Origin of the sequence: Mycetohabitans sp. B3, from assembly GCF_021498065.1 — a bacterium.
In the GTDB taxonomy this organism is placed as follows: domain Bacteria; phylum Pseudomonadota; class Gammaproteobacteria; order Burkholderiales; family Burkholderiaceae; genus Mycetohabitans.
This window is the reverse complement of sequence record NZ_JAHLKN010000011.1, coordinates 108,355-134,895: the sequence shown is the minus strand read 5'-3', so window position 1 is coordinate 134,895 and position 26,541 is coordinate 108,355. Positions and strand designations below refer to the sequence as shown.

Here is a 26,541-nt window from a genome sequence, read left to right as displayed (position 1 = left end):
CCGCGAGGACGGCACGCGACACGCGCTAAAATACGCGCATGACGCGCAAGACACGAACCACGGCGGCGACCCAGCCGCAACCGCTCGCCGACCATCAGGGCGGCCGCGATGACACACGGCCGAGCAAATCGCAACTCAAACGGGAAATGACGGCGCTGCAGGCGCTGGGCGCCGAGATAGTTGAGCTGCCCAAGGATGCGTTCAAGCGCATGCCGTTACCCGAGGACCTAGCTGACGCGGTACGCGAAACACGCCGCATCACGGACCATGAGGGTAAGCGACGGCAATTGCAATATGTGGGGCGGCTGATGCGCGGGCTGCCGGACACCGACGTGGCAGCGCTGCGCACCGCGCTGGACACCTACAACGGCACGAACAAAGCCGAGACGGCGCGATTGCACTGGATCGAGCGCACCCGCGCGCAATTGCTCGCGAGCGACGAGGCACTCACCGAGTTTCTGCGCGCCCATCCGGGCGCCGACGTCCAGCAAGGCCGCACGCTGATCCGCAATGCGCGGCGCGAGGCGGTCCAAAGCAAGCCGCCGCGCTATTTCAGAGAACTGTTCCAGTGGATCAAAGAGGTAGCCGGTGATTCGGATCCACGCGCAGAACACGCCGGGGTCCCCGCTTCTTCCGACGACGAGCAAGACGATGACGACACCGCATGACCGTGCCGACAAACTAATCGTCGGCCTGGTTTCGATCAGCGACCGCGCCAGTGCCGGGGTCTACGAGGACCAGGGCATCCCCGCGCTACAGGCATGGCTGAGCGACACGCTCACGATTCCGTGGCAGGCACACGCGCGGCTGATCGCCGACGATGCAACCACCATCTCACGCACGCTGATCGAACTCGTGGATGAGGCCCACTGCAACCTCGTGCTCACCACCGGCGGCACCGGCCCCGCCCGGCGCGACGTCACGCCGGAGGCGACGCTGGCGGTGGGCACCCGGACGATGCCCGGTTTTGGCGAGCAAATGCGCCAGATCAGCCTGCATTTCGTGCCGACGGCGATTCTGTCGCGCCAAGTGGCGGTCATTCGCGAAACGGCCGATCACGCGGCGCTGATCGTGAACCTGCCCGGCCAGCCAAAGTCGATCCGTGAGACGCTCGAGGGAGTGCGTGACGCGCAAGGGAACGTGATCGTCAATGGCATCTTCGCCGCCGTGCCGTACTGCATCGACTTGATCGGCGGCCCGTATATCGAAACCGACCCGGCGCATGTGGCCACATTCCGGCCCAAGAGCGCGATCCGGCAAAAGCCGCCGGCCGCAACCTGAGCGCGGGCCGCGCGGTACCGACCGGCTCGGCCCGCGCAGCCGACTCAACCGACTCAACCGACTTCAACCTGCGCAGCCGGCGCGTCAGCCCACCTGCGGCATCGCGGCGGCGTCGGACGCGCGCAGGAAATGCTCACGATAGTACTTCAACTCGTCGATCGACTCATGAATGTCGGCCAGCGCGGTATGCAATGCGCGCTTCTGGAATCCCTTGTAGACTGTTGGCTGCCAGCGGCGGCACAACTCCTTCAGCGTGCTCACGTCGAGATTACGATAGTGAAAGAATGCCTCCAATTCTGGCATCCAGCGCGCCATGAAACGACGGTCCTGGCAAATCGAGTTGCCACACATCGGCGACTTGCCAGCCGGCACATATTGCGACAGAAACGCGAGCAATTGCGCGGCCGCGTCGGCTTCGGTGACCGACGATGCGCGAACCCGTTCGATCAGGCCCGAGCGGCCATGCGTACTCTTGTTCCATTGGTCCATCGCATCCAGCGTCGAATTTGACTGATGGATCGCTAGTACCGGACCTTCGACGACCACCGCCAAGTTCGAATCGGTGACCACCACCGCGACTTCGAGGATCCGGTCGGTGTTCGGCAGCAAGCCGGTCATCTCCATATCCAGCCAGATCAGGTTGAATTCGCTCTTGGCCAACATGGGCTGGCCGCCGGGTTGCTGCAGGTCGGGACTCATTCAAACGCCTTAAAATGAATTTCTCGCTATTTTGCCCGAAGCGACGCAGCGGCGACACCCGCAGCGAACGTGCGAGAATAGGCGCATTACAGCGTTCCCACGGATAACGGATGTTTACAATCCTCTTTGTCGTCGCGCTCGTCGCGATGATTGCCACCCGGCTGTGGCTCGCGAGCCGACAGATCCGGCACGTCGCCAACCATCGTCATGCGGTCCCCGACGGGTTCCGCGACACGATCTCGCTGCAGGCCCACCAGCGCGCAGCCGACTACACGGTGTCGCTGACACGGCTCGCCATGCTGGAACTCGGCGTGAGTGGCGCATTGCTGGTCGCGTTGACGTTATTGGGCGGCCTGCAATGGTTGGATACCCTGCTCAGTGGATGGCTGGGTCGCGGATATGCGGGTCAGATTGCACTGGTGGCCACGGTCGCCGCCATCATGGGACTCGTCGATTTGCCGTTCGATTATGCGCGGCACTTTGTCATCGAAGCACGGTTCGGCTTCAACAGGATGTCGCGCAAGCTTTTTTTTGCCGACCTGGTGAAGGGAACATTGCTCGGCGCGCTGTTTGGCCTGCCGCTGTTGTTCGTCGTGCTGTGGCTGATGCAGCAGGCCGGCGCGATGTGGTGGATTTGGGCGTGGCTCGTCTGGGTCGCGTTCAGCGTCGGCGTGCTGGTCCTGTATCCGAGCGTGATCGCGCCACTGTTCAACAAGTTCGAGCCGCTGACCGACGTATCGCTGCGTGAGCGCATCGAATCGTTGATGCACCGTTGCGGCTTCGCCGCCAAAGGGCTGTTTGTGATGGACGGCAGCCGGCGCTCCGCGCATGGCAATGCCTACTTTACCGGCTTTGGCGCAGCCAAGCGGATTGTGTTCTTCGACACGCTGCTCAGCCGACTCGATGGCAGCGAGATCGAGGCGGTGCTAGCGCACGAACTCGGTCATTTCAAGCACCGGCACGTGCTTAAGCGCATGATCATCACGTTTGCATTGTCATTCGCGCTGCTCGCGTTGCTCGGCTGGCTCGCCCAACGTCCGTGGTTCTACACGGGCCTGGGCGTTACGCCGTCGATGACCGGCTCAAACAACGCGCTTGCATTGATCCTATTTTTTCTCGTGATGCCGGTCTTCCTGTTTTTTGTGACGCCGCTCACCAGCCTATCGTCGCGCAAGCATGAGTTTGAGGCCGACGCCTTCGCTGCGACGCAGGCACGCGCACAGGATTTGATCAGCGCGCTGGTCAAGCTCTATCAGGACAATGCATCGACGCTGACGCCCGACCCGGTCTACTGCGCGTTCTATTATTCCCATCCGCCCGCGGCGCAGCGCATTGAGCGGCTGCTGGCACGCGCACGCACATGAGCGGCCGCTCAGTACGCGGCGCACCGCGTCGCACGGGCCCGGCAGCAACACAACGCGGCGGCGATCACGACCGAATAGCGGGCCCCAGCAAGGGCCGGGTCATCGCCGCACATGGCCGGCATTATGTGGTTCAGCCTGACAGGGGCGGTTCGCTACTGCAGTGCTTTCCACGCGGTAAAAAGAGCGAAGTCGCCGTTGGCGACCGCGTCAGCTTCGAGGCGACATCCGCGGACCAGGGGGTCATCGTCGCGACCGATGCGCGACGCAATCTGCTGTTTCGCTCGGACCAGTTCAAATCAAAGCGCTTTGCGGCCAACCTCGATCAGTTACTGATCGTACTGGCCACCGAACCGCATTTCAGCGAGGATTTGCTCGGCCGCGCACTGGTGGCCGCCGAAGCCCATCAACTCGAGCCGGTGGTGGTACTAAACAAAGCCGACTTGCTTGCCGCGCTGCCGCTTGCCCGCAAACGCGTCGCATTCTACGCGGCACTCGGCTACCGGGTCGTCGAGGTGTCCGCGACCGGTGCCGCCGATGCCACGCACGCCACACTCGCACCGCTACTCGCGCATCGCGCTACCCTGCTGCTCGGCCAGTCCGGTATGGGCAAGTCAACGCTGGTGAATCTGCTGGTGCCGCACGCAAACGCCACGACGCGCGACATTTCATCGGCGCTGAACAGCGGCCGCCATACCACTACGTTCACTCGCTGGTATACGTTACCGAACGGCGGGGCATTGATCGACTCGCCAGGTTTCCAGGAGTTCGGACTGTATCATTTGACCGAGGGACAACTCGAACGCGCCTTTCCCGAATTCCGCCCGCTGCTCGGCGGTTGTCGTTTTTACAATTGCCATCATGTGCACGAACCGGGCTGTGCGATACTGGACGCGGTGGCACAAGGCCACATCGCGCCGACGCGCCATGCGTTGTATGCGCAACTGCTGCACGAAGCAAGCCAGGTGGTGCGATAGCGCGCACTGCCCACGCTGTGGCGAAAAGCTCGAAGCGCAATTCACGCTGTGCTGGCCGTGCGGCACCCCTCGCGATCCACGCGACGGTTGGTTGATGCAGCCGGTGCGTCACGAGCCGCTCGCCTAGCCGACCCACACCGCCACAGTCAGCATCAGCAATAGCAGCATCCACAGGATGACGGCGCGCCAGACGAGGCCCACCGCCGATTGCAATGTCCGCGGCGTGCAATCCTCGCCCACCGGTACCGGGCCGACATCGGTGGAGAACAGCGCGTCGACGCTGGACGGCTCGGCCAGCGGACCCGCCAGCCGCGCCCCCAGTGCGCCACCGCCGGCGGACAGCAACACATCCTCGTTCGGATCCGGCCACTGCTGCGTGGTATTGCGCCAAGCGTAAATCGCGTCCTCAAAGTTGCCTACGATCGCGAAACCCATGGCGGTCAGCCGAGCCGGTAGCCAGTCGATGACAAAAAACGCCTGCCGCGCAAAGGCGGCAAAGGCTGGCGTGCGGTCCGATACCGTATCGTTCCAGGTCCGCGCCAAATGCTCAGCCACCCGATAGAGGATGGCGCCGGCAGGTCCGATCGGCACGACAAACCAGAAGAACACGCCAAAAACATGCCGGTGCGACGCGATCACCGCGCGAATCAGCGTATGGCGCACGATCTCGCTGACTGGCATGTCGACCGTGTCCAGGCCGGTCCACTGCGCGAGGACTTCACGCGCGCGCGGCACGTCATCGTTGTTCAGTGCGAGATGGATATCGGTGAAATAATGGCTGAACTGCCGGAAGCCAAGTGTCAAATAGACGATCACCACATTCCAAAGGAACGCCAGTACGAAACTGATCCGATACAACAGGTAGTAGATCAGCGCGACCGCCAGCGTCCATGGAACAACGACGGAAAGCCACGCAAGCAGCCCGTGCTTGCGCTTGCCGGCATCGAACGCTTGCGCCGCACTGGTCGCGTGATAGTGAAGCAGCATCGACACGGGATTGTGCGGCGACAGCGCCCGCAACTGTTCAATAATCAGAGCCAGCAATACGGAAAAAAAGGTCATGCGCAGCGCCGTAATACGGTTTGGTACAAGAGTACCGATGAAGATGGCGTAAAGATAGCACAGTGCCTCGGCTCAACGGTCATTGATCTGGAACTTGTTACGTAGACGCGATAGACAGCAGTTGGACAACGCTGGTCACGGCAAGACACAGCCGTGCGCACACGGCGGGACGCCGGCTGCTATGCGGCCAGAAACCGATACAGGTTGCGCAGCATGCCTGCAGTGGCGCCCCAGATGAAATAGTCACCGCGGCCGTCCAGTCGTGGATACGGCATCGCAAAAAAACGGCGCTCCGCATTTTCCGAACGAAAAACGCGTATTTGATGATGGGACGGATCCATCAGGAAGGCGAGCGGCACCTCGAAAATCTCTGCCACTTCATAGCCGTCGGCCACCGTCGAAAAGGGCGGATGGACCAAGCCGACGACCGGTGTGACGCGAAATCCCGTGCCGATCAGGTACTCGGGCAACGTCCCCAACACCTCGACGCGATCCCCCGGCAGGCCGACTTCTTCCCGTGCCTCACGCAAGGCCGTCGCGGTCGCGTCTGCGTCATCGGGCTCGCGTCGCCCGCCCGGAAAACTGACTTGCCCGGCATGGTCAGTCAGCATGTCTCCGCGCTGCGTCAACAATACCGTGACAGCGTCGCGAATCACCAACGGCACCAGCACCGCGGCCTGCCGCGGGTCGCCGCGCGTCCACCGCACCTCATGCGGCTCCGCAGTCCAGCGCAGTTCCTGCTGGAACCGCTCGCGCAAGCCGCGCGGCGTCAACCGGCCCGGGGCAACCGGCGCCAAGGGCGTATCGCTCAACTCAACGGGCAGCAGCTCAGGATTGAAGATCGGCCGGCTCATGGTGCAATAGGATCACCAACGAAAAAAGCACCCCGGCGGGGGGGTGCTTTTTCCAGTGCTGCGCTTAACCGTGGGACGCTGGGCGTTCCTTATAAGACAGCTTTTCCTTGATCCGAGCAGACTTGCCCGAACGCTCACGCAGGTAGTACAGCTTCGCACGGCGCACGTCGCCACGGCGCTTCACGACAATGCCGGCGATCAGTGGCGAGTACGTTTGAAACGTCCGCTCGACGCCTTCGCCCGATGAAATCTTACGGACGATGAACGACGAGTTCAGGCCACGATTGCGTTTCGCGATCACCACGCCTTCATACGCTTGTACACGCTTGCGATTGCCTTCGACCACGTTCACGTTGACTACGACCGTGTCACCCGGTGCAAAGGCCGGGATGGTCTTGCCCGCGAGCACGCGCTCGATTTCTTCCTGCTCGAGTTTTGCAATCAGATTCATGACTGACTCCTGTAACCATCTTGCCGGCGTTTTCTTACCCCGATCACGATCAAGGTCCCGGTAGAGGATGGGTTGACTTCCGGCAGCCGGCTTCGGCCACCGCCTTGCCCTCGCACACCAGCCATCAATGTTCCGATGTCACGAGAGTTGCGAGCCATGCCTCATCGGCACGGCTCAACATCTTGTTACGCCGGGCGCGCTCGATCAGGTCGGGGCGCTTGGCCAGCGTATTGCGCAGCGCCTCGCGACGCCGCCACTGTTCAATCTGCGCATGATGCCCGCCGAGCAGCACGTCCGGCACCCGCACGCCCTCATATTCCTCCGGGCGCGTGTAATGCGGGCAGTCAAGCAGCCCATCGACGAAGCTGTCCTGCACAGCCGACTGCGCATCGTTCAATACGCCAGGCAACTGCCGAATCACCGCGTCCATCAGGGCCATCGCAGGCAACTCACCGCCCGACAGCACGAAATCGCCGAGACTCACTTCATCGTCCACCTCGCGATCGATCAGCCGCTGGTCGATCGCCTCGTATCGGCCGCACAACACGATCAACCCGGGCAGCGCCGCATACTCGATCACCTTGGCGTGGTCTAGCGGTCGGCCTTGCGGCGACATCAGCACGACGCGCGCGCGATGCGGCGGTAACCCAGCCCCACCCGCGCATTGTGCACCTCGGGCAGCGGCGATCGCATCGGCGAGCGGCCGGGCCAGCATCACCATGCCTGGACCACCGCCGTACGGACGATCATCGATCGTCCGGTAGTTGTCCGTCGTGAAGTCGCGGGGATTCCACGTGCGCAACGTATAACGCTGTTGCTTAGCGGCCCGGCTGGTAATCCCCCAGTCGGTCAAAGCGCGAAACATTTCCGGGAACAGCGTGATGACATCAAATTGCATCGCGCGCTCCATCAATAATCGGCTCCCCAGTCGACCACGATGCGGCGGTCCGACGGATCGACCGTTTTCACGTAAGCGTCGACAAACGGAATCAGCCGCTCCGCCTTCGTGGCGCGCCCGTCCTGCCCGACCTCGTCGTACTCCACGCGCAGGATGGAGTGCGCGCCGTTATCCATCAGGTCCACGACCTGGCCCAGCGCGTCACCGGACTCGTTGACGACCGCCAAGCCGATCAAATCAACCCAGTAGTACTCGTCACGCCCGAGCGCCGGAAAATCCGCGCGGCGCACGTGCACCGTAGCACCGCGCAGCGCGAGGGCCTGATCGCGATCCGCGCACCCGGCAAGTTGCACAACCACGGTAGCGCTATGCGCCTTGCTCGACACAACCTGTGCCGCACGACACACGCCATCCTTGACGAGCCACCACGATCTTGCACGCAGCAGCGCACCGCCACTCGAACCGACGCCGGCATGCGGCGTGATCTTTAACCACCCCTTGACGCCGTAGGCATCGACGACCGCACCGACTTCAATCGCGTCGTCCGGCAACGACGCCACGCTCTCAATGCCGGACTCGGACGAACCCGCACGGCCGCCACCCTTCACCGGACGACGCACAAAATGGCCGAATGACACAGGCCGGGGCAACGACACACGGGTTGACATCTGCTCACATTCCAGCGTTTGACCGTTCGCGCACCACACTCCGACAGATGCCGCGATACCGCACTGGGCAAATGCCGACGGCCTGCATTCAGCGGGTTACGCGGACGGTTGTGCAGCTTGCGCCTGCTTGACCAGGCGGGCCACGGTCGGCGACAGCTGCGCGCCGACGCCTCGCCAGTACGTCAGGCGGTCTTGCGCGATGCGCAGCGATTCGCCCTTTGTCGCGACCGGATTATAGAAACCGACGCGCTCAATGAAACGGCCATCGCGGCGATTGCGCGAATCGGTTGCAACGATATTGTAGAACGGGCGCTTCTTCGAGCCGCCACGAGCCAAGCGGATGATGACCATGCTGTGTCCTTACCTAAATAGCCTGGGTATTGACCAGCAACACCCGGGTTTTCGATCTGCCGAAACGCGCGATTATAACCTGAAAATAGCGCTCTAACAAATACTTACCGTGTCGGTGATGGTGCTGGTGGCCGGCGTACTTGCGTACCATCCCGCCACGGCGCGGCCCGTAGACGCGATCCGGATACCGCCGGTCAGCCGTTGCCTGACACGATGGCGTGCGGTATCTCGGCGGTGTCGCGGATCGTGCGCCTGGACAGCACCAAGGTCGGCTACTGCGTCGCGCGGGTAACCTCGACGATGCCAGCGCCATCTATCGCGTCACCTACGCGAGGCGCTAACGGCGCGACGTACAATATCGACTCTGTCATCGTATTCCTGTCCGCCATGTCCCTCTCTTCCCGCATGCGGTCCGACGGCCGCGTGCCGCCGGCCCCGCCACCCCAGTTCAAGTCCAAGACCCGCGCCGCCCTTGCCGCGTTCCTGCTCGGTTCGCTTGGCGCACATCGGTTCTACCTGTATGGTCCGCGCGACGCGCTGGCGTACTTGCATATTGCCGCGACGGCGCTCGGCGTCGTCGGCGTGCAATGGCTCGTCGCGACGCAGCGAACATCGGTCGCCGGGTGGGGGCTATCGGTGCCCGGTGCTGTCTCGCTCCTGACCGCGTTCCTCGCCGCGATCGTCTATGGCCTGCAGCCGGACGATAAGTGGGACGCCCGCTTCAACCCACACGGCAACCGCCGGAACCGTTCCGGCTGGGGTGTCGTGTTCGTTGTGATCCTGTCGCTGTTCATCGGCGCGATGTTGCTGATGGGCGCGCTGGCGTTAGCGTTCCAGACCTACTTCGAAGCCACGGTCCAGCCGCTGAGCCGTGTCGGCCTCGGCGCGCTAGCTTGATCGCGTGCTCGCTTGATCGCGGCGCCGCTCATGACGGCGCCGCGCATCAGTCAAACAGGCTCATCTGGGCATCGCCGCGAGAATCGGCCGCGGATCTAGCGACGTGACGGCGGGCGGTGCGCGCCGCGGGCGGCGCGAACGCGGACATGTCCAACGTCCCGTGCCGACGCCTGGTGAACCCCAACTTGCGCGCCGCCCGTTCAAAACGCTGCTTGAGCAGCTCGGCCCACGCTCCCTGGCCCTTCATTCGTGTGCCGAACGACGCGTCATAATCGTTGCCGCCGCGCATCTCGCGGATCCGGTTCATCACACGCTCGGCTCGGCCAGGGAAATGCGCATCAAGCCATTGCTTAAACAGCGGCGCGACTTCCCAAGGCAGTCTCAATACGATATAGGACGCGCTGCTCGCACCCGCCTGTGAGCAAGCGTCGAGCACCCGCTCCAGATCCGGTTCGGTGATGAACGGAATAACCGGCGCAATGCTGACCCCTACCGGAATACCTGCATCGGCCAGCGTCCGGATCGTGCGCAGCCGGCGCGACGGCGTCGCGGCCCGCGGTTCGAGGGTGCGCGCAACGTCGGCATCCAACGTGGTGACCGTTATCGCGACCAACGCCTGCCCACGGTGCGCCATCGGTGCGAGCAGATCGATGTCCCGTTCGATCAGCGAGGACTTCGTGATCGCTGCCACCGCATGCCGATGCCTGTCCAAGACATCGAGCACGCGCCGGGTGATCCGCAGATCCCGTTCGACCGGCTGATAGGCGTCGGTGTTGACCCCCAGCGCGATCGGCTCGGGCACATAGGACGGCTTGGCCAGTTCGGCGTGCAACAACTCGGGCGCATTGACTTTCGCATAGATACGGCTCTCGAAATCTAGGCCAGGCGACAACCCGAGGTAGCTGTGCGTGGGCCGCGCGAAGCAATAAATGCAGCCGTGCTCGCAGCCTCGGTACGGATTCAGCGATACGCTGAATGGAATATCGGGCGATGCATTGCGCGTCAGAATGCGCTTTGCCCGCTCGTTGAACACGCGTGTCTTCAGTGGTGCGATGACATCGCCGTCGCAATCGGCGGCCACGTGCAGCCAGCCGTCGTCCACCGGTTGCCTCTCGTCCACCTCGTAGCGGCCCGCAATGTTCGTGATGGCACCGCGGCCTTTATGTGGCCGCAGTGGCACCACTGGCAACGCATCATCAGCAGGCGATTTCATTAGTTCGCGCGACTCAATACTGTATAAAAATACAGTATCACTCACCCGCCGCAATCGTCAACGTCTCCTTGATTTCCTCCATCACGACATAGCTTTTGGACTGCACCGCCCCGGGCAATTGGAGCAGGATGTCCCCCAATAACTTCCGATAGTCGGACATCTCGCCAATGCGCGCCTTGATCAAATAGTCGAACTCGCCGGAGATCAGGTGGCACTCCAATACCTGCGCAATGCGCTCGACCTCACGCCGGAACTGGCCGAACATGTTGCCGCTTTTGTGATCCAGCGTGATCTCGACGAAGACGAGCAGACCGGCGCCAAGCTTGGCCGGATTCACCCGAGCATAGTAGCCGGTGATCACACCGTCGCGCTCCATACGCCTGACGCGCTCGATACACGGCGTAATCGACAAACCGATACGCTCAGCAAGGTCCTTCATCGCCATGCGCCCGTCGGCCTGCAACAGGTTCAATATCTTGCGGTCGAGCTTATCGAGCGCTCGCACGGGTTGCCTCTGCGTTCTCATGATTAGTTACTAAAAAAACATAAAAATAAAATAACAACAACTGGATAACTCGCAATAGGATAGGCGCATTTACTATCCATTTGCCGACTTGCAGTACTGAGTCGGGATTCAAGCGAATCGGAGCATCGCATGCGTGTCATCGTCCTGGGCAGCGGCGTGGTCGGCGTAGCAAGCGCCTATTACCTAGCGCGGGCAGGTCATGAAGTCACCGTGGTCGACCGCGAGTCGGGCCCCGCGCTGGAGACCAGCTTCGCCAACGCCGGCCAAATCTCGCCGGGCTATGCCGCGCCGTGGGCAGCGCCGGGGGTGCCGCTGAAGGCGCTCAAATGGATGTTCCAGCAGCACGCGCCACTGGCCATTCGACTCGATGGCAGCGCATTCCAGCTCAAATGGATGTGGCACATGCTGCAGAACTGTACCGCCAGCCGGTACGCAACCAACAAGAGCCGGATGGTGCGGCTAGCCGAGTACAGCCGCGACTGCCTACAAACGCTGCGCGCACAGACCGGCATCGCGTATGAGGGGCGCCAAGGCGGCACACTGCAGGTGTTCCGCACGCAGGCGCAGTTGGACGGCGCCGCGAAGGACATCGCGGTACTCGAAGAGGCAGGCGTTCCGTATGAACTGTTGTCGAGCGCCGAGTTGGGCAAAGCCGAACCGGCGCTGCAGCGCGTCGCTCCCAAGTTAACCGGCGGATTGCGGCTGCCCAACGACGAAACCGGTGATTGTCAGCTTTTCACGATGCGACTGGCACAATTGGCCATGTCGCTGGGCGTGCAATTCCGGTTCAACACGCCAATTGACTCGCTCGCCATCGCCGGCGGCCGGATCGCCGGCGTGCAATGCGGCTCCGAATGGCTGCGCGCCGACGCCTACGTGGTCGCGCTGGGCGCATATTCGACCCGCCTGCTGGCCGGCATCGTCAAGGTCCCGGTTTATCCGCTCAAAGGCTATTCGATCACTGCACCGATTGTCGACGCTGCCCGTGCGCCGGTATCGACCGTGCTGGACGAGACGTACAAGATTGCTATCACCCGGTTCGACGACCGGATCCGCGTCGGCGGCATGGCCGAAATCGTCGGTTTCGATACGTCGCTGCGCGATGCGCGCCGCCGCACGCTCGAAATGTGCGTCAACGACCTGTTCCCGGGCGGCGGCGACACGGTGCAGGCAAGCTTTTGGACCGGCTTGCGGCCGATGACCCCCGACGGCACACCGATTGTCGGCCGCACGCCGATGCCCAATTTGTTTCTCAATACCGGTCACGGCACGCTTGGCTGGACCATGTCGTGCGGATCGGGGCAACTGCTCGCCGATCTGATGTCCGGCAAACGACCCGCGATCCAGGCCGACGACCTATCCATGCATCGCTATCTCACCGACGGGGCCGGCTCGCGCCGCCCCGCTTACGCCAGCGCGTGAGCGCGCAGGTCCGCAGCCGCCGATCGATCATGAGCATCCTGTCATTGACGGGCGGAACATAACGCATCGCTGCCCGCCCGGTTAAAGTGTAGTGTCGTCATATGGCAGCGCAGAAACGACAAAGGGCGCACGATGCGCCCTTCTGCCACGCTCTGTCGCGCGTGCATCACGCGACGTGCCAGCCGCTCATAGCGCGTTAACCAGTTCTGGCACCAACGTGAACAGATCGCCTACCAGGCCATAGTCGGCAACGCTGAAAATCGGTGCCTCCGGATCTTTGTTGATCGCCACGATGACCTTGCTGTCCTTCATGCCGGCCAAGTGCTGGATCGCACCGGAAATCCCTACCGCGATGTACAGTTGCGGCGCAACAATCTTGCCGGTCTGCCCCACCTGGTAGTCGTTCGGTACGTACCCCGCGTCAACTGCCGCGCGCGAAGCGCCCAGCGCGGCGCCGAGCTTGTCGGCCAGCGGCTCAAGCACTTGCGTATAGTGTTCGCCGCTGCCCAGCCCCCGTCCGCCTGACACGATGATCTGCGCGCTGGTCAATTCCGGGCGCTCCAGCTTGGTCAACTCGCGGCTCACGAAGCTCACGCCGGGCGCTGCCGGCGCCGCGTCGATCGCCTGCACCGGCGCGCTGCCGCCGTCGGCGGCGACCGGATCGAACGCCGTGCCTCGTACCGTGATGACCTTGATCGGATCCGCCGATTGCACCGTTGCAATGGCATTGCCAGCATAGATCGGTCGCTCGAAAGTGTCCACGCTCACCACGGCCGTGATGTCGCTCAGTTGCGCAACGTCCAACTTAGCGGCAAGACGAGGCGCCACGTTCTTGCCGTATGCGGTCGCCGGCAGCACGATGTGTGTGTATTCGCGCGCGATCGGCAGCACCGTTGCCTCGACGTTCTCCGCCAATCCTTCGCCGAGCTGCGGCGCATCAGCCAGCAGCACCTTCGCGACCCCGGCCACGTTGGCCGCCGCGTCGGCCGCGCCGCGCGCGTTGTGCCCCGCCACTAGCACGTGGATTTCGCCGCCCAGTTTCTGCGCGGCCGCTACTGTGTTCAGCGTCGCTGCCTTGAGCGCCGCGTTGTCGTGTTCTGCAATGACCAGTATCGTCATGTCTGCCTCTTTGCGCGTTGTGCGTTACAGTACTTTTGCTTCGCTCTTGAGCTTGTCGACCAGCGTGGCGACATCCGGCACCTTCACGCCTGCGCTGCGCTTGGGCGGCTCGGCCACCTTCAGCGTTTTAAGCCGCGGCGCCACGTTCACGCCCAAGGTCTGCGGCGTCACGGTCTCCAGCGGCTTTTTCTTCGCCTTCATGATATTGGGTAACGTCACATAACGCGGCTCGTTCAGCCGTAGGTCAGTGGTCACCACCGCCGGCAGCGTCAATGACAGCGTCTCGGCGCCGCCGTCCACTTCACGCGCCACCGTGGCGCGGCCACCTTCGACCGTCACCTGTGAGGCAAACGTGGCCTGCGGCCAGCCAGCCAGCGCGGCCAGCATTTGCCCGGTCTGATTCGAGTCGTCATCGATCGCCTGCTTACCCAGGATCACGAGTTGCGGCTGTTCCCGCGCGACCAGCGCGTTGAGCAACTTAGCAACCGCCAGCGGCTGCAACTCCTCTTGGGCTTCGATCAGGATCGCTCGGTCCGCGCCGATCGCCAGCGCGGTGCGCAGCGTCTCTTGGCACGCCGGCACCCCTGCCGATACGGCAATCACTTCCGTGGCCACGCCCGCTTCCTTTAACCGCACTGCCTCTTCCACCGCGATCTCGTCGAACGGGTTCATCGACATCTTTACATTCGCCACGTCCACGCCCGTGCCGTCCGATTTCACGCGGACCTTCACGTTGTAGTCGACCACTCTCTTGACCGGCACAAGAACTTTCATTCCACGCTCCAAAGTTACGAATACGGCAACTCATCAACGGCCATTATAACGACGAACGGTCGTTCTATTTTAATGACAAAAAAGACCGGCGAGAAACCGTCAACCTGACTCAACCCTCTAGTCCAGACGCCCGATCATGTCAGCCACGACAGGCCCAATACGGATTCATCGTGGCACCTGCGGCAACCGCAGCCCCGACCCAACCATAGCCCCGGCAGCCACAGCGACAGCCTCGACTCAGCCACGGCCGTAGTCGCCGTTGCCATAAGCGTGGGCCGACGACGGGCGTTCCCCCATGGTCACCACCCGGCCGCTACGGCACCGCCGTATCGGCTATCAATGTACTGCTTGACTTCCGGCGAATGGTACGCAGCGACCAGCTTCGCGACCCATGGCTTGTCGCGATCAGCCTGGCGCACCGCAAGGATATTCACGTACGGACCATTCGTGTCTTCGATCGCGATCGCATCCCGCCTGGGCTGCAGGCCTGCCTCCATCACGAAATTCATATTGATCGCGCCCGCATCGACATCAGCTAGCGAGCGCGGGATCTGCGCCGCGTCCAATTCGACAAGCTTGATCTTTTTCGGGTTCTCGACGATGTCCAGCGGCGTGGCTTTCAGCCCCGCGTCCGCGCGCAGCTTCAACATGCCGAGCTTTTGCAACAACAGCAGCGCGCGCCCGCCATTGGTCGGGTCATTCGGCACCGTGATCCTCGCGCCACTGGGCAGGTCCTTTAGCGACTTGACCTTTTTCGAGTAGATGCCCATCGGAAACATCACGGTATCGGCGACCTTGACAATCTTGTAGCGGCGATCCTTGACCTGCGCGTCGAGATAGGGCTGATGCTGGTAGCTGTTCGCGTCGAGATCACCGGCAGCGAGTGCGGCATTCGGCTGCACGTAGTCGGAAAATTCAACGATCTGGAGGTTCAGCCCGTTCCTGGCTGCAACCTTCTTCACAACCTCGAGGATCTGCGCGTGCGGGCCGCCGGTCACGCCCACCTTGATCCGGTCTTGCGCACGCGCGGCACCCATGAAGAACGCTGCGATCCCCAGTGCCGCAACTAGCTTGATCATGAAACGGCGTTGCATCGATTTTCCCTTTTTTCTGAGTCAGTATGGGACTTCTCACCCGGTGGCAGCACTTGCCGGCCAAGCCACGGCGCATCTGCGCCGTGCCGCTATTTGTGGCTAAGCCGGCGCACCAGGTAATCGCCGAAGGACTGCACCAACTGCACGAAGACGATCAGCACGAGCACCACAGCGAGCATGACTTCGGGCAGGAAGCGCTGATAGCCATAGCGGATACCCAGGTCGCCCAAGCCTCCGCCGCCGATCGCCCCCGCCATCGCCGAATAGCCAACCAGCGATACGAACGTCAACGTCAAGCCCGCAACGATACCGGGCCAGGCCTCAGGCAACAAGACCTTGAACACGACCTGCGACGTGGTCGCCCCCATCGCCTGCGCGGCTTCTATCAGGCCACGATCTACCTCGCGCAGCGCGGTCTCGACCAGACGCGCAACAAACGGCGCGGCGGCGATCGTCAGCGGCACAACGGCGGCGGCGGTGCCAATCGACGAGCCGACCACCAAGCGGGTGAACGGAATAACCGCCACCAGCAGGATAATGAAGGGCGTGGAGCGCACCGCGTTGATCAGCATGCCGAGCACACGATTGAGGATTACGTTCTGCAGCACGCCGCCACGCTCGCTCAAGTGCAGCAGCACGCCCAGCGGCAGGCCGATCACGCCGCCGATCGCCCCGGAAATGCCGACCATGATCAGCGTCTCCCAGAACGACTGCACGAACATGTCGAACATCTCAGTCCACATAGTTCAACTCCTCCACGATGACGCCTTGCTCGCGCAGAAAAGCCATTGCCTTTCCGACATTGCCGGGTTCGCCGCTGGCAAGCACGGCAAGCGAGCCGAATGCCTGACCTTGGATCTCGTCGATCTGGCCATGCAGAATGCTGAAATCGAGCGCATATCGCCGAATCGTCTCAGATAATACCGGCTGTTCGACGCCTTGGCCCGAGAACGCGAGCCGTAGCAAATGGTCGCGCCCCGCCTCCAGCCGCTGCTGGACCCTGGCCTTGAGCGCAGGCGGCAATTCCTGCGCGATCACGTCGCCGATCAGCGCGCGCGTGACCTCGTGGTGCGGTTTCAGAAAGACGTCGATCACGTTGCCCTGCTCGACCAAGCGCCCCGCGTCGAGTACCGCGACGCGATCGGCCACTTGCTTGACCACATCCATTTGGTGCGTGATCAACACGACCGTCAACCCCAATTCTCGATTGATCTGGCGCAGCAGTTCCAGTATCGAGCGCGTGGTTTCCGGGTCCAGCGCCGACGTCGCCTCGTCCGACAGCAATACTTTTGGCCGGCTCGCCAACGCCCGCGCAATACCGACACGTTGCTTCTGTCCACCGCTGATCTGCGCCGGATACCGGTCCCGCTGCGCGGACAATCCGACCAGCTCTAGCAACGGCAACACGACCTTGTCGATCTCCATGCGCCGCTTCCCCGCCAACTCCAGCGGCAACGCGACGTTGTCGTAGACCGTGCGCGAGGACAGTAGGTTGAAATGCTGGAAGATCATGCCGATTTCGCGCCGCGCCGCGCGCAGTCCATCGGCAGACAACGCGGTCAAGTCGCGACCGTCGACAATCACGCGGCCCTCGCTGGGTCGCGTCAGCAGGTTGATGGTACGCACCAGCGTACTCTTGCCCGCGCCACTGCGTCCGATGATGCCGAACACTTGGCGCGGCGGCACCGTGAGCGTAACGTTGTGCAGCGCTTCCACCCACCCGCGGGGTCCGGGGAAGCGCTGCGAGATGTTGTGCAGTTCGATCATGGAAAATGAAAAAACGGCGGACGACCGTCTCGCTGCCACAGTCCGCCGCCGCAGTGACCCGTTTTTTCGACCGGCCATTTTATCAAACTGCCACATAGCTGGAAATAATTATTTCTAGCCAATTTATAACTTACAGAAATTAGATTCGCGCACCGATAGCCGTCACGCTACGACCGGGAGTGCGAGCATTAACGCGGCACTGCTCGTGCGCGGCGACGCGATCGTCACTGTCAATCGTGCCCGACCCGCGGATGACAGGCGCTACAGATGGGCCAGCGCTTTCAGGTGCGCGACGGCACTGCGGCCGAGCGCCGATAGGCTGTAGCCGCCCTCCAAGCAGCTGACAATGCGCCCGTTCGCGTAACGCACAGCGACATCACGCACTTGCCGCGTGATCCATGCGTAGTCATCCTCGACCAACCCCATGTTGCCGAGTTCGTCCTCGCGGTGCGCGTCGAAGCCGGCCGATACGAATATCATCTGCGGTCGGAACGCACCAAGCCGTGGCAGCCAGATCAAGTCGATTGCCTCGCGTACCGCCATGCCCCGGGTGCGGGCCGGCATGGGCAGGTTCACCATGTTCGGCGCCTGATTGTTAAAGCCACTGAACGGGTAGAAAGGATGCTGAAAGAAGCTGCACATCAACACCCGCTCGTCGCCAGCGAATGCCGCTTCGGTTCCGTTGCCATGATGGACGTCAAAGTCGATGATCGCCACGCGCGCCAGCCCATGCACGTCCAACGCATGACGCGCCGCGATCGCGACATTGTTGAAGAAGCAAAAACCCATTGCCCGAGCCGGTTCGGCATGGTGGCCGGGCGGGCGCACGCTGCAAAAAGCATTGTCGTAGCGGCCCGCAATGACCGCATCCGTGGCCGCCACCGACGCGCCGGCGGCGCGCAGCGCCGCCCGCCAGCTATGAGGATTCATCTGCGTATCGGCATCGATTTCCGCGTAGCCCTGCTCAGGTGCGGTGTCACGCACGAAATCGATGTGCGCGCGCGTATGGACCCGCGCAAGCGACGCTGCGTCCGCCAATGGAGCCAACTCGTGATGGATCAGCGGATCGATGCCATTGGCAATTAGCTGATCCTCGATCGCGGACAAGCGCGCCGGGCATTCCGGATGCCCCTGCCCCATTTCGTGCAGCCGGCACTCCGGGTGGGTGAAGAAACCTGTTGCCATCGCAATATGGTCGGTTGGGTAACAAACGCGCCCGTGACGCGCCACCTCTTTATGGGTCCCGGCCACCGCATGCGGCGACCCTTTGATTAAATTACCACACCACCCTCGGTTATACTGCGTTGACCCTATCCACCCGGCGTGCCGCCCTTTGCGCATCGGCGCATTGTCTGGGCAACACCAACGCACTGCCGTATTCGTTCGCCGCTTTACTTGTCACGCCTTGCCATGACCGTCTTGTTCGACCTACTGTCGTGCCACCGTTGTCCCCGTTTTCAATCGAGACCTAACCGCGTAATGACCCGCGGGACACAGGCGGTGCTGTTCATGCTCGCCACCGCGCATGGCGCGGCGCTCGCCGCGCCGATCAGCACGGCGCCGAGCGGCTCCCGCCCGATGATCGTCGCCCAGGCGCAACCGGAGACGCCGGTGCCGCCAGGCCAGACGTTCGAGGAGGAAATCGTGCCGCAGCGCTATGCGGCCAATCCGAATGTCGATGCGTTCATCAACGACATGGTCGCCCGGTACGATTTCGATTCGAAGGCGCTGCACGCGCTGTTCAACCAAGCCGTGTATTCGAAAACCGCGGTCAAGCTGGTACTTCCCGCTCCAACGCCAACACTTAAGAATTGGCAGGCATACCAGGCACGCTTCATTGAACCGGTGCGCATCAACGCGGGTGTGGAGTTCTGGCAACAGAATAAGGCGGTGCTGCAACAAGCTAGCGAACAATTCGGCGTGCCGCCGGAAGTGATCGTCGGCATCATCGGCGTCGAAACATTGTATGGCCGGTACATGGGCAACTTCCGCGTGCTCGACGCGCTGACCACCCTCGCGTTCGATTATCCGGACACGTCCAATCGCACGCAACGCATGACGCTGTTCCGCAAGAACCTAGAGGACTTCCTGGTCTGGACCCGCAGTGCCGGCATCGAGCCGACCACGGTGCTGGGCTCCTACACGGGCGCAATCGGCATCCCGCAGTTCCTGCCGAGCAGCATCATCGAATACGCGCTCGATTACGAGGGCAATCACCGTATCGACTTGCGCAACAGCCCGGCCGATGCAATCGGCAGCGTCGCCAACTATCTGAAGCAGCACGGCTGGGAAAGCGGCCGGCCGGTCGTATGGCACATTCGCGCGGATGCCGGCAGCATTGGCATTGCGCAGGCCGCCGCGCACGGGCAGGCCGAACCTCGCTGGGCGCTGCAACAACTGTTGCGCGCCGGCATGCTACTCGATGAACGCGGCGTCGATACGGCAAGCGAAGCCGGAACACCTGTGACCGTGGTCGAACTGCCCACCCCCGGACAACCCCCGCAGTACATGCTCGGGTTAAGAAATTTCTACGTGTTGACCCGTTACAATCGCAGCTTCTTTTATGCACTGGCGGTGTATCAACTGGGCGAACGGGTCAAGGCGCAGATGCAAGCCCTTTCCGCGACACCGCCTCGGCCGGCAGCACCCGCCGCGCCGTCCGCGCTGCAGTAGCGGTTACGCGGAGAACACGCCTGTCGACAGGTACCGGTCGCCACGGTCGCAAACGATGAACACGATAGTAGCGTTCTGCGTTTGCCGCGCGATGCGCAACGCAACCTCGCAGGCCCCACCGGACGAAATGCCGCAGAAAATGCCTTCGACGGCAACCAACCGGCGCGCCATCGCCTCCGATGCCGGCTGGCTCACGTGCTCGATGCGGTCCACGCGCGCGCGGTCGAAGATCTTCGGTAGATACGCGTCCGGCCACTTGCGAATGCCCGGGATACGGGAACCCTCGTCCGGTTGTGCGCCGATGATTTCGATGCGCGTGTTCTGCTCCTTTAGGTATTGCGACACGCCCATGATCGTGCCGGTGGTGCCCATAGACGAAACGAAATGCGTGACACGCCCATCAGTATCACGCCAGATCTCTGGTCCGGTACCCTCGTAGTGTGCAGCCGGGTTATCCGGGTTGGCGAATTGGTCGAGTATCACGCCCTTGCCGTCGCGCTGCATTTGCTCGGCCAGGTCGCGTGCATACTCCATGCCGCCTTTGACCGGCGTCAGCACGATCTGCGCGCCATACGCGGCCATGCTCTGCTGGCGCTCGACCGACAGATCCTCTGGCATCAACAGCACCATCTTGTAGCCTCGGATCGCTGCCGCCATCGCCAGCGCAATGCCCGTATTGCCGCTGGTCGCCTCGATCAGCGTATCTCCTGGTTTGATGCGACCGCGTTGCTCAGCCTTGCTGATCATTGACAGCGCGGGACGGTCCTTCACTGATCCGGCCGGATTGTTTCCCTCGAGCTTAGCCAGAATCACATTGCCCCGGCTGTGGATGTCATCTTCAGGCAGCCTGACCAGTTGAACTAGCGGCGTGTTGCCGATTGTGTCTTGAATTGTTTTATAAGCCATGGCTGCCCTTGCCCGGGAAAGGTCGCAACTTTTTATTGTAAAGCGGAACCGCGCACGCGCGCTCGCGCACCGTTGCCGCAATGCGGGTTACCGCACGCTCGCGGCTGCGGGCGCGCAGTGCTGTTCCGGCGACGCGGCATCGAAAACCAGGCCCTGTGCCTGCCACTTCGCCACCGACTTCGCACCCACGCGCTTGACGCGTCGCACGAGATCGTTCGCGCTACTGAACGGGCCCTGCGCGTCCCGAGCTTCGATGATTGCCTGCGCAGTGGATGGACCGATCCCGCGGATCGTCTGCAGCATCGCGTCATCCGCAGCGTTGATCTGCACGCGTGGCGACGCCGCGGCCAAGCCCGCGGTCAGCCACAGCACCACCGCCATGCGCGGCGCGTTCAGCGTATTGAGCAGCGTACCCATCGAATCTCCCAACGAACTCGCACCGGCGGCCATCGCCGACACAGGATGCTAGTCTACGAAGGACGAGGGTGCTGCCGCAGTCAGCCGTTCAGCCAACGCACGTAGCGCGCCACGCCTTCCTGCACGGTCAAGAACGGAGCCTCATAGCCGGCGGCGCGCAGCTTGGTGAGATCGGCCTGTGTGAAGCACTGGTACTTGCCGCGCAGCGCGTCCGGAAATGCGATGTACTCGAGCGTGCCGTTCATGACCAGTTCAGAAAGCGGCAACGCCGGCTTGCCATCGAGTTCGCGTAACGTGTTCACGACAGTCATCGCGATATCGTTGAACGGTTGCGCACGGCCCGTACCAAGATTGAAAATGCCCGACTTGTCCGGGTGATCGAAGAAAAACAGGTTCACTTTGACCACATCTTCGACGGACACGAAATCCCGCGTCTGCTCGCCAGCCGCATAACCGTTGTATTCGCCAAATAGCTTGACGTGGCGTTGCGCACGGAACTCGTTGAAGTTGTGGAATGCCACCGACGCCATACGCCCCTTATGCGTCTCGCGAGGACCATAGACATTAAAATAGCGAAAGCCCACGATCTGGCTTGCTGCATCGGGCAGCATGCGCCGCACGACCTGGTCGAACAGAAACTTCGAGTAGCCGTAGACGTTCAACGGACTTTCCGAACCCCGCTCCTCAACAAACGTCGTCGAGCCGCCGTAGATCGCCGCGGACGACGCGTACAGGAACTGGGCACGCTGCGCGACGCAGGCTTCCAGCACCGCGCGGCTGTACGTGAAATTGTTGTCCATCATGTAGCGCCCGTCCGTTTCCATCGTGTCGGAGCAGGCACCTTCGTGAAATACTGCACGCACCTTGCCGAAGTCATGACGGCGCAAGCGCTCGACAAACTCGCGCTTGTCGATGTAGTCGTCGATCTCGCAATCGACGAGGTTGCGGAACTTGTCCGAGCGTGTCAGGTTGTCGACAGCGATGATCCGGCGTTCGCCGCGCTCGTTCAATCCCTTGACGATGTTACTGCCAATGAAGCCGGCCGCGCCGGTAACGATGATGGTCATAAATTGCGCATCCGTGGAATAAGTTCAGGCACGTGCCGCACATCAGGCCGATGCCGGCGGGTCGGGGAACAGTTCGTCGTAGCTCACGGTCGCGGTACCGAGCTTGCCGACCACGACGCCGGCGGCGCGATTCGCCTGACGAACCGCCTCGGCAAGCGGCACGCCGGCGCCGAGCATGGTCGCCAGCGTCGCGATGACCGTATCGCCTGCGCCCGACACATCATACACTTCGCGTGCAAGCGCCGACTCGTGCAACACGCCGGCATCGGTGAACAGCGTCATGCCTTCCTCCGAACGGGTCAGCAGCAATGCGCAGAACTGCAGCGAGGCGCGCAATGCCTCCACGCGCGCATGCAGGTCCGCCTCGGACTTCCAGTGGCCGACGACCTCAATCAACTCCGCCCGGTTCGGCGTAATCAGCGTCGCACCGCGGTAGCGCTCCCAGTCATCCCCCTTCGGGTCAACCAGCACGGGCTTGCCGGCTGCCTGCGCGGCCTCGATCATCCGCCTCACGTGCGTCAGGCCACCTTTCGCGTAGTCGGACAACAACACAACATCATGGCCGGGCAGCAGCGTCTCGAACTTCGCCAGTCCGGCCAGCAATACCTCGTGCGCCGGCGTCTTTTCGAAATCGATCCGCAGCAATTGTTGCTGGCGCGACAAGATGCGCAGCTTGATCGTCGTCGGCAATGCAGGATCGCGCTCCAGGTGCGCGTTCACGCTGCTCTGGCCGAGCAGCTCGACGATACGCTCGCCCGGCTCATCATGTCCCACCACGCACAGCAGTCCCGCCTGGGCGCCCAACGCCGATACGTTGCGCGCGACGTTGGCGGCGCCGCCCAGACGATCCTCGGTACGCTGCACGTGGACGACGGGCACCGGCGCCTCCGGCGAGATCCGCGTGACATCGCCGAACCAATAGCGATCCAGCATCACGTCGCCGACGACCAGCACGCGCGAAGTGGCAAGCTGTGGCCGCCGCACGGTCGGCACCTGTTGCGACGCGCTCGCCGCGTCGGCGGTGGCCGCTTCGCTCGCGGCATACAGCGCCAAGCGCGAAATCGGCTTGTCAGACACGCTGCACCTCACTGAGCATCGCATTGGCCGGCGCCGTACCGCGGCCAATCGCGTAGTATTCGATGCCAAACTCGGCCATCGCATTGGGCTCGTACAAGTTGCGTCCGTCGAACACCAGCGGCGCCTTCAGCGCACGCTTGAGCGCGTTGAAATCCGGACTCTTGAACGCCTTCCACTCGGTCATGATTGCCAGTGCGTCCGCGCCGTGCACCGCCTCGGCCTGCGTGGGAACGAACGACAGCCGCGCCTGCGCTTGCGGCTCATCGCGCAGGTCCAACGCCAACACCCGCCGCGCCTCCTGCATCGCCACCGGGTCGTACGCGCGCACCGTCGCCCCGCGCCTGAGCAGTGCCATGATCAACGTGCGGCTCGGCGCCTCGCGCATGTCATCCGTATTCGGCTTGAACGCCAGCCCCCACACCGCCACCGTGCGCCCGCTCAAGTCCTGTCCCAGCCGCGCCGTGATCTTGTCCACCAGCACGCTCTTTTGCGCGTCGTTCACCGCCTCCACCGCCTCCAGGATCCGTAGCGTGCGCCCATACTCGTGCGCCGTACGCATCAGCGCCTGCACGTCCTTCGGAAAGCAAGAGCCGCCGTAGCCCGCCCCCGCGTACAAAAAGCTGTAGCCGATGCGTGGGTCCGAGCCGATCCCCCGGCGCACCGCCTCGATGTCCGCCCCCACCCGGTCCGCCAAGTTCGCCAACTCGTTCATGAACGAGATCCGCGTGGCCAGCATCGCGTTGGCCGCATACTTGGTGAACTCCGCTGAGCGAACGTCCATGTACATCGTGCGCTCGTGGTTCCGGTTGAACGGCTTGTACAGCCGCTTCATCTGCTCGCGCGCGTACTTGCCGGCCTCGTCGTCGTCGCTGCCGATCACGATCCGGTCAGGACGCATGAAATCGTCCACCGCCGCGCCTTCCTTCAAAAACTCCGGATTCGACACCACCGAGAAACCGTGCCCCGCCCCGCGCCGTGCCAACTCCTCGGCCACGGCCGCGCCCACTCGCTCGGCCGTGCCCACTGGCACCGTCGACTTGTCCACGATCACCTTGAAGCCCTGCATGTGCCGGCCAATATTGCGCGCCGCCGCCAGCACGTACTGTAGGTCCGCCGAGCCATCCTCGTCCGGCGGCGTGCCCACCGCGATGAACTGCACATCCCCGTGCGCCACGCTCGCTTCCACCTGCGTGGAGAACTGCAACCGCCCCGCCGCGCGGTTGCGATCGATCAGCTCCTTGAGCCCCGGCTCGTGGATCGGCACGCCCCCGCCATTCAAAGTCTCAATCTTGCGCGGATCCACGTCCAGGCAGAACACGTCGTTACCCAACTCCGCCAGGCATGCGCCAGTGACCAGGCCAACATAGCCTGTGCCGATAATGGTGATTTTCATGCTTATTTAAATCCGATGAGGTTCACGGTCCTTTTCCAGGACCGCGCGCAGCACGCCGATCACAATCGGCGTGTCGTGCACCGTCAGCTCGCCGCCGCGATCGGCTCGACCCGCCGCGGCGCGTAGGTTTCCCAGCCGCTGCAGCCGGGGCACTGCCAGTAGAATAACCGCGCCCGAAAACCGCAGTTCTGGCACGTATATCGCGGCAGATTTTTCGTGCGCTGCCGGATCAACGTGCGCATCAGTTCCAGTTCGCCCTTGCGAGGCTCTTCGGCCACCGCAATCTGCGCTTCGAGCAGCCGCGTCATGCCCGCCAGGTTGGGTGACTTCTGCATCTGCGTACGCGCCAGCGCATGCGCGGCATCCGCGCCACGCAACTCGGCGATGTGCTTGTAGGCGGCGTCAAGCAGATCGTTCGACGGATACGCCTCGACATAGTGCGTCAACAGCGCGGCGCCCTGCGCCGACCAGCCGGTCGCCGCATACGCTTGCATCAGCTTGTTGGCAATCAGCGGCAAGTAGGCGGGATTCTGCTGCTCGACCTGTCGCCAATACTCGAGCGCCCGCGTCGGTTCGTGACACGCCATCTCAACATCGCCGCTCAGGATCGTTGCTCGCACATTCTGTGGGTTGCACCGCAGCGCCTGTTGTAGTGCGTTGCGTGCATCGTCTATCCGCTTGTACTGCAACGCTTCCTGCGCAAGCTCGCAGTGGAATTGCGAAATCTCCTTGCCCAGCGGCGGCGCGCCCATCGCCTCGATTCGTTGCGCCGCCTCGATCGCCTTGTGCCAGTCCTTCTCGATTTCGAAGATGGTCAACAGCGCCCGCAACGCACCGAGTGCGTAGCCGCCACTGTGCAACCGCTGGAAGGTCTCTTCCGCCCGATCGAGCAGTCCAGCTTTTAAAAAGTCCTGGCCAAGCTCGTACAATGCATGGTCGCGCTCGTTGGCCGGCAAGTCCTCACGCGACAGCAGGTTCTGATGAACCCGGATCGCGCGTTCCGTCTCGCCGCGCCGACGAAACAAACTGCCCAAGGCAAAGTGAAGCTCGGTTGTCTCCGGATCTAGCTTCACCACTTCGATGAACGCGTCGATGGCTTGATCCGGTTGCTCATTGAGCAGGAAATTCAAACCCCGGAAGTAAGAGCGCGGCAAGTTCGCGCTCTCGGACAGCAGGTGTTTCAGGTCATAGCGGGCCGCGACCCAGCCCAGCCCGAAGGCCACCGGGATGATGAGCAACCACCAGAAATCAAGATCCATGAATGTGATTCGTTGAGCATACGCGTGCCGGACGCGTCAGATGATCGGCGGCATCGGCGGTTCGTCCGTCGTCACTGGTGTCTGCCGGGCCGTCTTCAGCTCGCGCTTGAGTCGGCCGTTTTCGAGCCGCAACCGGAAGACCGCCGGCAGCACCGACACCAGCCCGGCAAGCAGGCCGACCACGAAAAATGCGAGCCCGATCACGATCAATGGCGCATTCCACGTATAGCCGGCTAGGAAGTTCAGTGTCACGCCTTGCGTGTTGGCAAGCGCCAGCACCAGCAGCAACACGAATACGATGACACGGATCAGCCAGACAATGAGCTTCATGGGCA

At 62.6% G+C, this 26,541-nt stretch carries 29 protein-coding genes; 7 read left to right on the top strand and 22 right to left on the bottom strand.

Annotated features, from left to right (window positions below; genetic code table 11):
* The first annotated feature begins 38 nt into the window (after positions 1-38).
* A complete protein-coding gene (gene yjgA / locus KQH55_RS02640; RefSeq protein ID WP_076797077.1) occupies positions 39-668 on the top strand; it encodes a ribosome biogenesis factor YjgA in 630 nt (209 codons plus the stop codon).
* Entirely contained in the window at positions 652-1,281 is a 630-nt protein-coding gene (gene mog, locus KQH55_RS02635) for a molybdopterin adenylyltransferase (RefSeq protein ID WP_076797076.1), read from the top strand. The genes yjgA and mog overlap by 17 nt, the downstream gene beginning before the upstream one ends.
* 84 nt (positions 1,282-1,365) lie before the next feature.
* Here mog and orn read toward each other — a convergent pair whose 3' ends face one another.
* Entirely contained in the window at positions 1,366-1,980 is a 615-nt protein-coding gene (gene orn / locus KQH55_RS02630) for an oligoribonuclease (RefSeq protein WP_076785259.1), read from the bottom strand.
* 110 nt (positions 1,981-2,090) lie between these two features.
* On the opposite strand from orn, the gene KQH55_RS02625 reads away from it, so the two are divergent.
* Both KQH55_RS02625 and rsgA read left to right on the top strand, forming a co-directional pair.
* Complete coding sequence (locus KQH55_RS02625) at positions 2,091-3,344, top strand: M48 family metallopeptidase (protein ID WP_076797075.1); 1,254 nt, start codon at positions 2,091-2,093, stop codon at positions 3,342-3,344.
* A complete protein-coding gene (gene rsgA, locus KQH55_RS02620) occupies positions 3,341-4,318 on the top strand; it encodes a ribosome small subunit-dependent GTPase A (protein ID WP_235090141.1) in 978 nt (325 codons plus the stop codon). The genes KQH55_RS02625 and rsgA overlap by 4 nt, the downstream gene beginning before the upstream one ends.
* A gap of 123 nt (positions 4,319-4,441) precedes the next feature.
* Here the strand turns inward: rsgA and KQH55_RS02615 are convergent, their stop codons facing one another.
* The 6 genes from KQH55_RS02615 to rpsP form a co-directional block, all read right to left on the bottom strand.
* Positions 4,442-5,380 carry a CobD/CbiB family protein gene (locus KQH55_RS02615; protein ID WP_076785261.1) on the bottom strand — a complete coding sequence of 313 codons (939 nt, stop codon included), beginning with the start codon at positions 5,378-5,380 and terminating at the stop codon, positions 4,442-4,444.
* Positions 5,381-5,559: 179 nt separating this feature from the next.
* Positions 5,560-6,234 (bottom strand): CoA pyrophosphatase, encoded by a 675-nt coding sequence (locus KQH55_RS02610; RefSeq protein ID WP_235090140.1) that lies wholly within the window; start codon positions 6,232-6,234, stop codon positions 5,560-5,562.
* Positions 6,235-6,298: 64 nt separating this feature from the next.
* A complete protein-coding gene (rplS, locus tag KQH55_RS02605; protein ID WP_076785263.1) occupies positions 6,299-6,685 on the bottom strand; it encodes a 50S ribosomal protein L19 in 387 nt (128 codons plus the stop codon).
* Between the two features lie 124 nt (positions 6,686-6,809).
* The gene (trmD, locus tag KQH55_RS02600; RefSeq protein WP_235090139.1) at positions 6,810-7,583 is read right to left on the bottom strand and encodes a tRNA (guanosine(37)-N1)-methyltransferase TrmD; all 774 of its coding nucleotides are present in this window, start codon (positions 7,581-7,583) and stop codon (positions 6,810-6,812) included.
* 11 nt (positions 7,584-7,594) lie between these two features.
* Positions 7,595-8,251 (bottom strand): ribosome maturation factor RimM, encoded by a 657-nt coding sequence (rimM, locus tag KQH55_RS02595; RefSeq protein WP_235090138.1) that lies wholly within the window; start codon positions 8,249-8,251, stop codon positions 7,595-7,597.
* Between the two features lie 96 nt (positions 8,252-8,347).
* Positions 8,348-8,602, bottom strand: a complete 255-nt coding sequence (gene rpsP / locus KQH55_RS02590) for a 30S ribosomal protein S16 (RefSeq protein ID WP_076785264.1) — start codon at positions 8,600-8,602, stop codon at positions 8,348-8,350.
* Positions 8,603-9,007: 405 nt separating this feature from the next.
* Between rpsP and KQH55_RS02585 the strand changes: the two genes are divergently transcribed.
* The gene (locus KQH55_RS02585; protein ID WP_076797393.1) at positions 9,008-9,499 is read left to right on the top strand and encodes a TM2 domain-containing protein; all 492 of its coding nucleotides are present in this window, start codon (positions 9,008-9,010) and stop codon (positions 9,497-9,499) included.
* A 46-nt stretch (positions 9,500-9,545) separates the two neighbouring features.
* On the opposite strand, the gene KQH55_RS02580 is transcribed toward KQH55_RS02585, so the two are convergent.
* Together KQH55_RS02580 and KQH55_RS02575 are read right to left on the bottom strand one after the other, a co-directional pair.
* Positions 9,546-10,712, bottom strand: a complete 1,167-nt coding sequence (locus tag KQH55_RS02580; protein ID WP_076797071.1) for a PA0069 family radical SAM protein — start codon at positions 10,710-10,712, stop codon at positions 9,546-9,548.
* Between the two features lie 37 nt (positions 10,713-10,749).
* Entirely contained in the window at positions 10,750-11,238 is a 489-nt protein-coding gene (locus tag KQH55_RS02575) for a winged helix-turn-helix transcriptional regulator (protein WP_076797070.1), read from the bottom strand.
* Between the two features lie 129 nt (positions 11,239-11,367).
* On the opposite strand from KQH55_RS02575, the gene KQH55_RS02570 reads away from it, so the two are divergent.
* A complete protein-coding gene (locus KQH55_RS02570) occupies positions 11,368-12,660 on the top strand; it encodes a D-amino acid dehydrogenase (RefSeq protein ID WP_235090137.1) in 1,293 nt (430 codons plus the stop codon).
* Between the two features lie 186 nt (positions 12,661-12,846).
* Here KQH55_RS02570 and KQH55_RS02565 read toward each other — a convergent pair whose 3' ends face one another.
* The 6 genes from KQH55_RS02565 to KQH55_RS02540 form a co-directional block, all read right to left on the bottom strand.
* Positions 12,847-13,779, bottom strand: coding sequence for an electron transfer flavoprotein subunit alpha/FixB family protein (locus tag KQH55_RS02565; protein ID WP_076785266.1), 933 nt, complete (start codon positions 13,777-13,779; stop codon positions 12,847-12,849).
* Positions 13,780-13,803: 24 nt separating this feature from the next.
* Positions 13,804-14,553: an electron transfer flavoprotein subunit beta/FixA family protein gene (locus KQH55_RS02560; RefSeq protein ID WP_076785267.1), complete on the bottom strand. Its 750-nt coding sequence runs from the start codon at positions 14,551-14,553 to the stop codon at positions 13,804-13,806.
* A gap of 299 nt (positions 14,554-14,852) precedes the next feature.
* Entirely contained in the window at positions 14,853-15,647 is a 795-nt protein-coding gene (locus KQH55_RS02555; protein WP_076797068.1) for a MetQ/NlpA family ABC transporter substrate-binding protein, read from the bottom strand.
* A gap of 89 nt (positions 15,648-15,736) precedes the next feature.
* Positions 15,737-16,390 (bottom strand): methionine ABC transporter permease, encoded by a 654-nt coding sequence (locus KQH55_RS02550; protein ID WP_076785269.1) that lies wholly within the window; start codon positions 16,388-16,390, stop codon positions 15,737-15,739.
* A complete protein-coding gene (locus KQH55_RS02545) occupies positions 16,380-17,414 on the bottom strand; it encodes a methionine ABC transporter ATP-binding protein (protein ID WP_076785270.1) in 1,035 nt (344 codons plus the stop codon). The genes KQH55_RS02550 and KQH55_RS02545 overlap by 11 nt, the downstream gene beginning before the upstream one ends.
* A gap of 261 nt (positions 17,415-17,675) precedes the next feature.
* A complete protein-coding gene (locus KQH55_RS02540; protein WP_076785271.1) occupies positions 17,676-18,599 on the bottom strand; it encodes a histone deacetylase family protein in 924 nt (307 codons plus the stop codon).
* Positions 18,600-18,893: 294 nt separating this feature from the next.
* On the opposite strand from KQH55_RS02540, the gene mltB reads away from it, so the two are divergent.
* A complete protein-coding gene (gene mltB / locus KQH55_RS02535; protein WP_373566351.1) occupies positions 18,894-20,087 on the top strand; it encodes a lytic murein transglycosylase B in 1,194 nt (397 codons plus the stop codon).
* A 3-nt stretch (positions 20,088-20,090) separates the two neighbouring features.
* On the opposite strand, the gene cysM is transcribed toward mltB, so the two are convergent.
* From cysM to KQH55_RS02500, 7 genes are all read right to left on the bottom strand, one after another.
* Positions 20,091-20,993 (bottom strand): cysteine synthase CysM, encoded by a 903-nt coding sequence (gene cysM, locus KQH55_RS02530; RefSeq protein ID WP_235090136.1) that lies wholly within the window; start codon positions 20,991-20,993, stop codon positions 20,091-20,093.
* 87 nt (positions 20,994-21,080) lie between these two features.
* Positions 21,081-21,410: a helix-hairpin-helix domain-containing protein gene (locus tag KQH55_RS02525; RefSeq protein ID WP_170872451.1), complete on the bottom strand. Its 330-nt coding sequence runs from the start codon at positions 21,408-21,410 to the stop codon at positions 21,081-21,083.
* 80 nt (positions 21,411-21,490) lie between these two features.
* On the bottom strand, positions 21,491-22,477 hold the full coding sequence (gene rfaD, locus KQH55_RS02520; protein ID WP_076797066.1) for an ADP-glyceromanno-heptose 6-epimerase: 987 nt from the start codon (positions 22,475-22,477) through the stop codon (positions 21,491-21,493).
* Positions 22,478-22,519: 42 nt separating this feature from the next.
* Positions 22,520-23,638 (bottom strand): D-glycero-beta-D-manno-heptose-7-phosphate kinase, encoded by a 1,119-nt coding sequence (gene rfaE1 / locus KQH55_RS02515; protein WP_235090135.1) that lies wholly within the window; start codon positions 23,636-23,638, stop codon positions 22,520-22,522.
* On the bottom strand, positions 23,547-24,947 hold the full coding sequence (locus KQH55_RS02510) for a UDP-glucose/GDP-mannose dehydrogenase family protein (protein WP_076785276.1): 1,401 nt from the start codon (positions 24,945-24,947) through the stop codon (positions 23,547-23,549). The genes rfaE1 and KQH55_RS02510 overlap by 92 nt, the downstream gene beginning before the upstream one ends.
* A gap of 83 nt (positions 24,948-25,030) precedes the next feature.
* Positions 25,031-26,206 (bottom strand): lipopolysaccharide assembly protein LapB, encoded by a 1,176-nt coding sequence (lapB, locus tag KQH55_RS02505; protein ID WP_076797065.1) that lies wholly within the window; start codon positions 26,204-26,206, stop codon positions 25,031-25,033.
* Positions 26,207-26,242: 36 nt separating this feature from the next.
* Positions 26,243-26,536: a lipopolysaccharide assembly LapA domain-containing protein gene (locus tag KQH55_RS02500; RefSeq protein WP_076785278.1), complete on the bottom strand. Its 294-nt coding sequence runs from the start codon at positions 26,534-26,536 to the stop codon at positions 26,243-26,245.
* Positions 26,537-26,541 lie beyond the last annotated feature (5 nt).

Excerpts from the sequence above, each read along its gene's own strand:
- yjgA (WP_076797077.1), top strand. The coding sequence starts at position 39 with ATGACGCGCAAGACACGAACCACGGCGGCGACCCAGCCGCAACCGCTC.
- orn (WP_076785259.1), bottom strand. The coding sequence starts at position 1,980 with ATGAGTCCCGACCTGCAGCAACCCGGCGGCCAGCCCATGTTGGCCAAG.
- mltB (WP_373566351.1), top strand. The coding sequence starts at position 18,894 with ATGACCCGCGGGACACAGGCGGTGCTGTTCATGCTCGCCACCGCGCAT.
- lapB (WP_076797065.1), bottom strand. The coding sequence starts at position 26,206 with ATGGATCTTGATTTCTGGTGGTTGCTCATCATCCCGGTGGCCTTCGGG.
- KQH55_RS02555 (WP_076797068.1), bottom strand. The coding sequence starts at position 15,647 with ATGCAACGCCGTTTCATGATCAAGCTAGTTGCGGCACTGGGGATCGCA.
- cysM (WP_235090136.1), bottom strand. The coding sequence starts at position 20,993 with ATGGCTTATAAAACAATTCAAGACACAATCGGCAACACGCCGCTAGTT.
- rimM (WP_235090138.1), bottom strand. The coding sequence starts at position 8,251 with ATGTCAACCCGTGTGTCGTTGCCCCGGCCTGTGTCATTCGGCCATTTT.
- KQH55_RS02615 (WP_076785261.1), bottom strand. The coding sequence starts at position 5,380 with ATGACCTTTTTTTCCGTATTGCTGGCTCTGATTATTGAACAGTTGCGG.
- KQH55_RS02580 (WP_076797071.1), bottom strand. The coding sequence starts at position 10,712 with ATGAAATCGCCTGCTGATGATGCGTTGCCAGTGGTGCCACTGCGGCCA.
- KQH55_RS02565 (WP_076785266.1), bottom strand. The coding sequence starts at position 13,779 with ATGACGATACTGGTCATTGCAGAACACGACAACGCGGCGCTCAAGGCA.
- rsgA (WP_235090141.1), top strand. The coding sequence starts at position 3,341 with ATGAGCGGCCGCTCAGTACGCGGCGCACCGCGTCGCACGGGCCCGGCA.
- KQH55_RS02610 (WP_235090140.1), bottom strand. The coding sequence starts at position 6,234 with ATGAGCCGGCCGATCTTCAATCCTGAGCTGCTGCCCGTTGAGTTGAGC.
- KQH55_RS02500 (WP_076785278.1), bottom strand. The coding sequence starts at position 26,536 with ATGAAGCTCATTGTCTGGCTGATCCGTGTCATCGTATTCGTGTTGCTG.
- rfaD (WP_076797066.1), bottom strand. The coding sequence starts at position 22,477 with ATGACCATCATCGTTACCGGCGCGGCCGGCTTCATTGGCAGTAACATC.
- KQH55_RS02570 (WP_235090137.1), top strand. The coding sequence starts at position 11,368 with ATGCGTGTCATCGTCCTGGGCAGCGGCGTGGTCGGCGTAGCAAGCGCC.
- KQH55_RS02585 (WP_076797393.1), top strand. The coding sequence starts at position 9,008 with ATGCGGTCCGACGGCCGCGTGCCGCCGGCCCCGCCACCCCAGTTCAAG.
- mog (WP_076797076.1), top strand. The coding sequence starts at position 652 with ATGACGACACCGCATGACCGTGCCGACAAACTAATCGTCGGCCTGGTT.
- rplS (WP_076785263.1), bottom strand. The coding sequence starts at position 6,685 with ATGAATCTGATTGCAAAACTCGAGCAGGAAGAAATCGAGCGCGTGCTC.
- KQH55_RS02550 (WP_076785269.1), bottom strand. The coding sequence starts at position 16,390 with ATGTGGACTGAGATGTTCGACATGTTCGTGCAGTCGTTCTGGGAGACG.
- rpsP (WP_076785264.1), bottom strand. The coding sequence starts at position 8,602 with ATGGTCATCATCCGCTTGGCTCGTGGCGGCTCGAAGAAGCGCCCGTTC.
- KQH55_RS02575 (WP_076797070.1), bottom strand. The coding sequence starts at position 11,238 with ATGAGAACGCAGAGGCAACCCGTGCGAGCGCTCGATAAGCTCGACCGC.
- KQH55_RS02625 (WP_076797075.1), top strand. The coding sequence starts at position 2,091 with ATGTTTACAATCCTCTTTGTCGTCGCGCTCGTCGCGATGATTGCCACC.
- KQH55_RS02525 (WP_170872451.1), bottom strand. The coding sequence starts at position 21,410 with ATGGGTACGCTGCTCAATACGCTGAACGCGCCGCGCATGGCGGTGGTG.
- rfaE1 (WP_235090135.1), bottom strand. The coding sequence starts at position 23,638 with ATGCGATGGCCGAGTTTGGCATCGAATACTACGCGATTGGCCGCGGTA.
- KQH55_RS02560 (WP_076785267.1), bottom strand. The coding sequence starts at position 14,553 with ATGAAAGTTCTTGTGCCGGTCAAGAGAGTGGTCGACTACAACGTGAAG.
- trmD (WP_235090139.1), bottom strand. The coding sequence starts at position 7,583 with ATGCAATTTGATGTCATCACGCTGTTCCCGGAAATGTTTCGCGCTTTG.
- KQH55_RS02510 (WP_076785276.1), bottom strand. The coding sequence starts at position 24,947 with ATGAAAATCACCATTATCGGCACAGGCTATGTTGGCCTGGTCACTGGC.
- KQH55_RS02545 (WP_076785270.1), bottom strand. The coding sequence starts at position 17,414 with ATGATCGAACTGCACAACATCTCGCAGCGCTTCCCCGGACCCCGCGGG.
- KQH55_RS02540 (WP_076785271.1), bottom strand. The coding sequence starts at position 18,599 with ATGGCAACAGGTTTCTTCACCCACCCGGAGTGCCGGCTGCACGAAATG.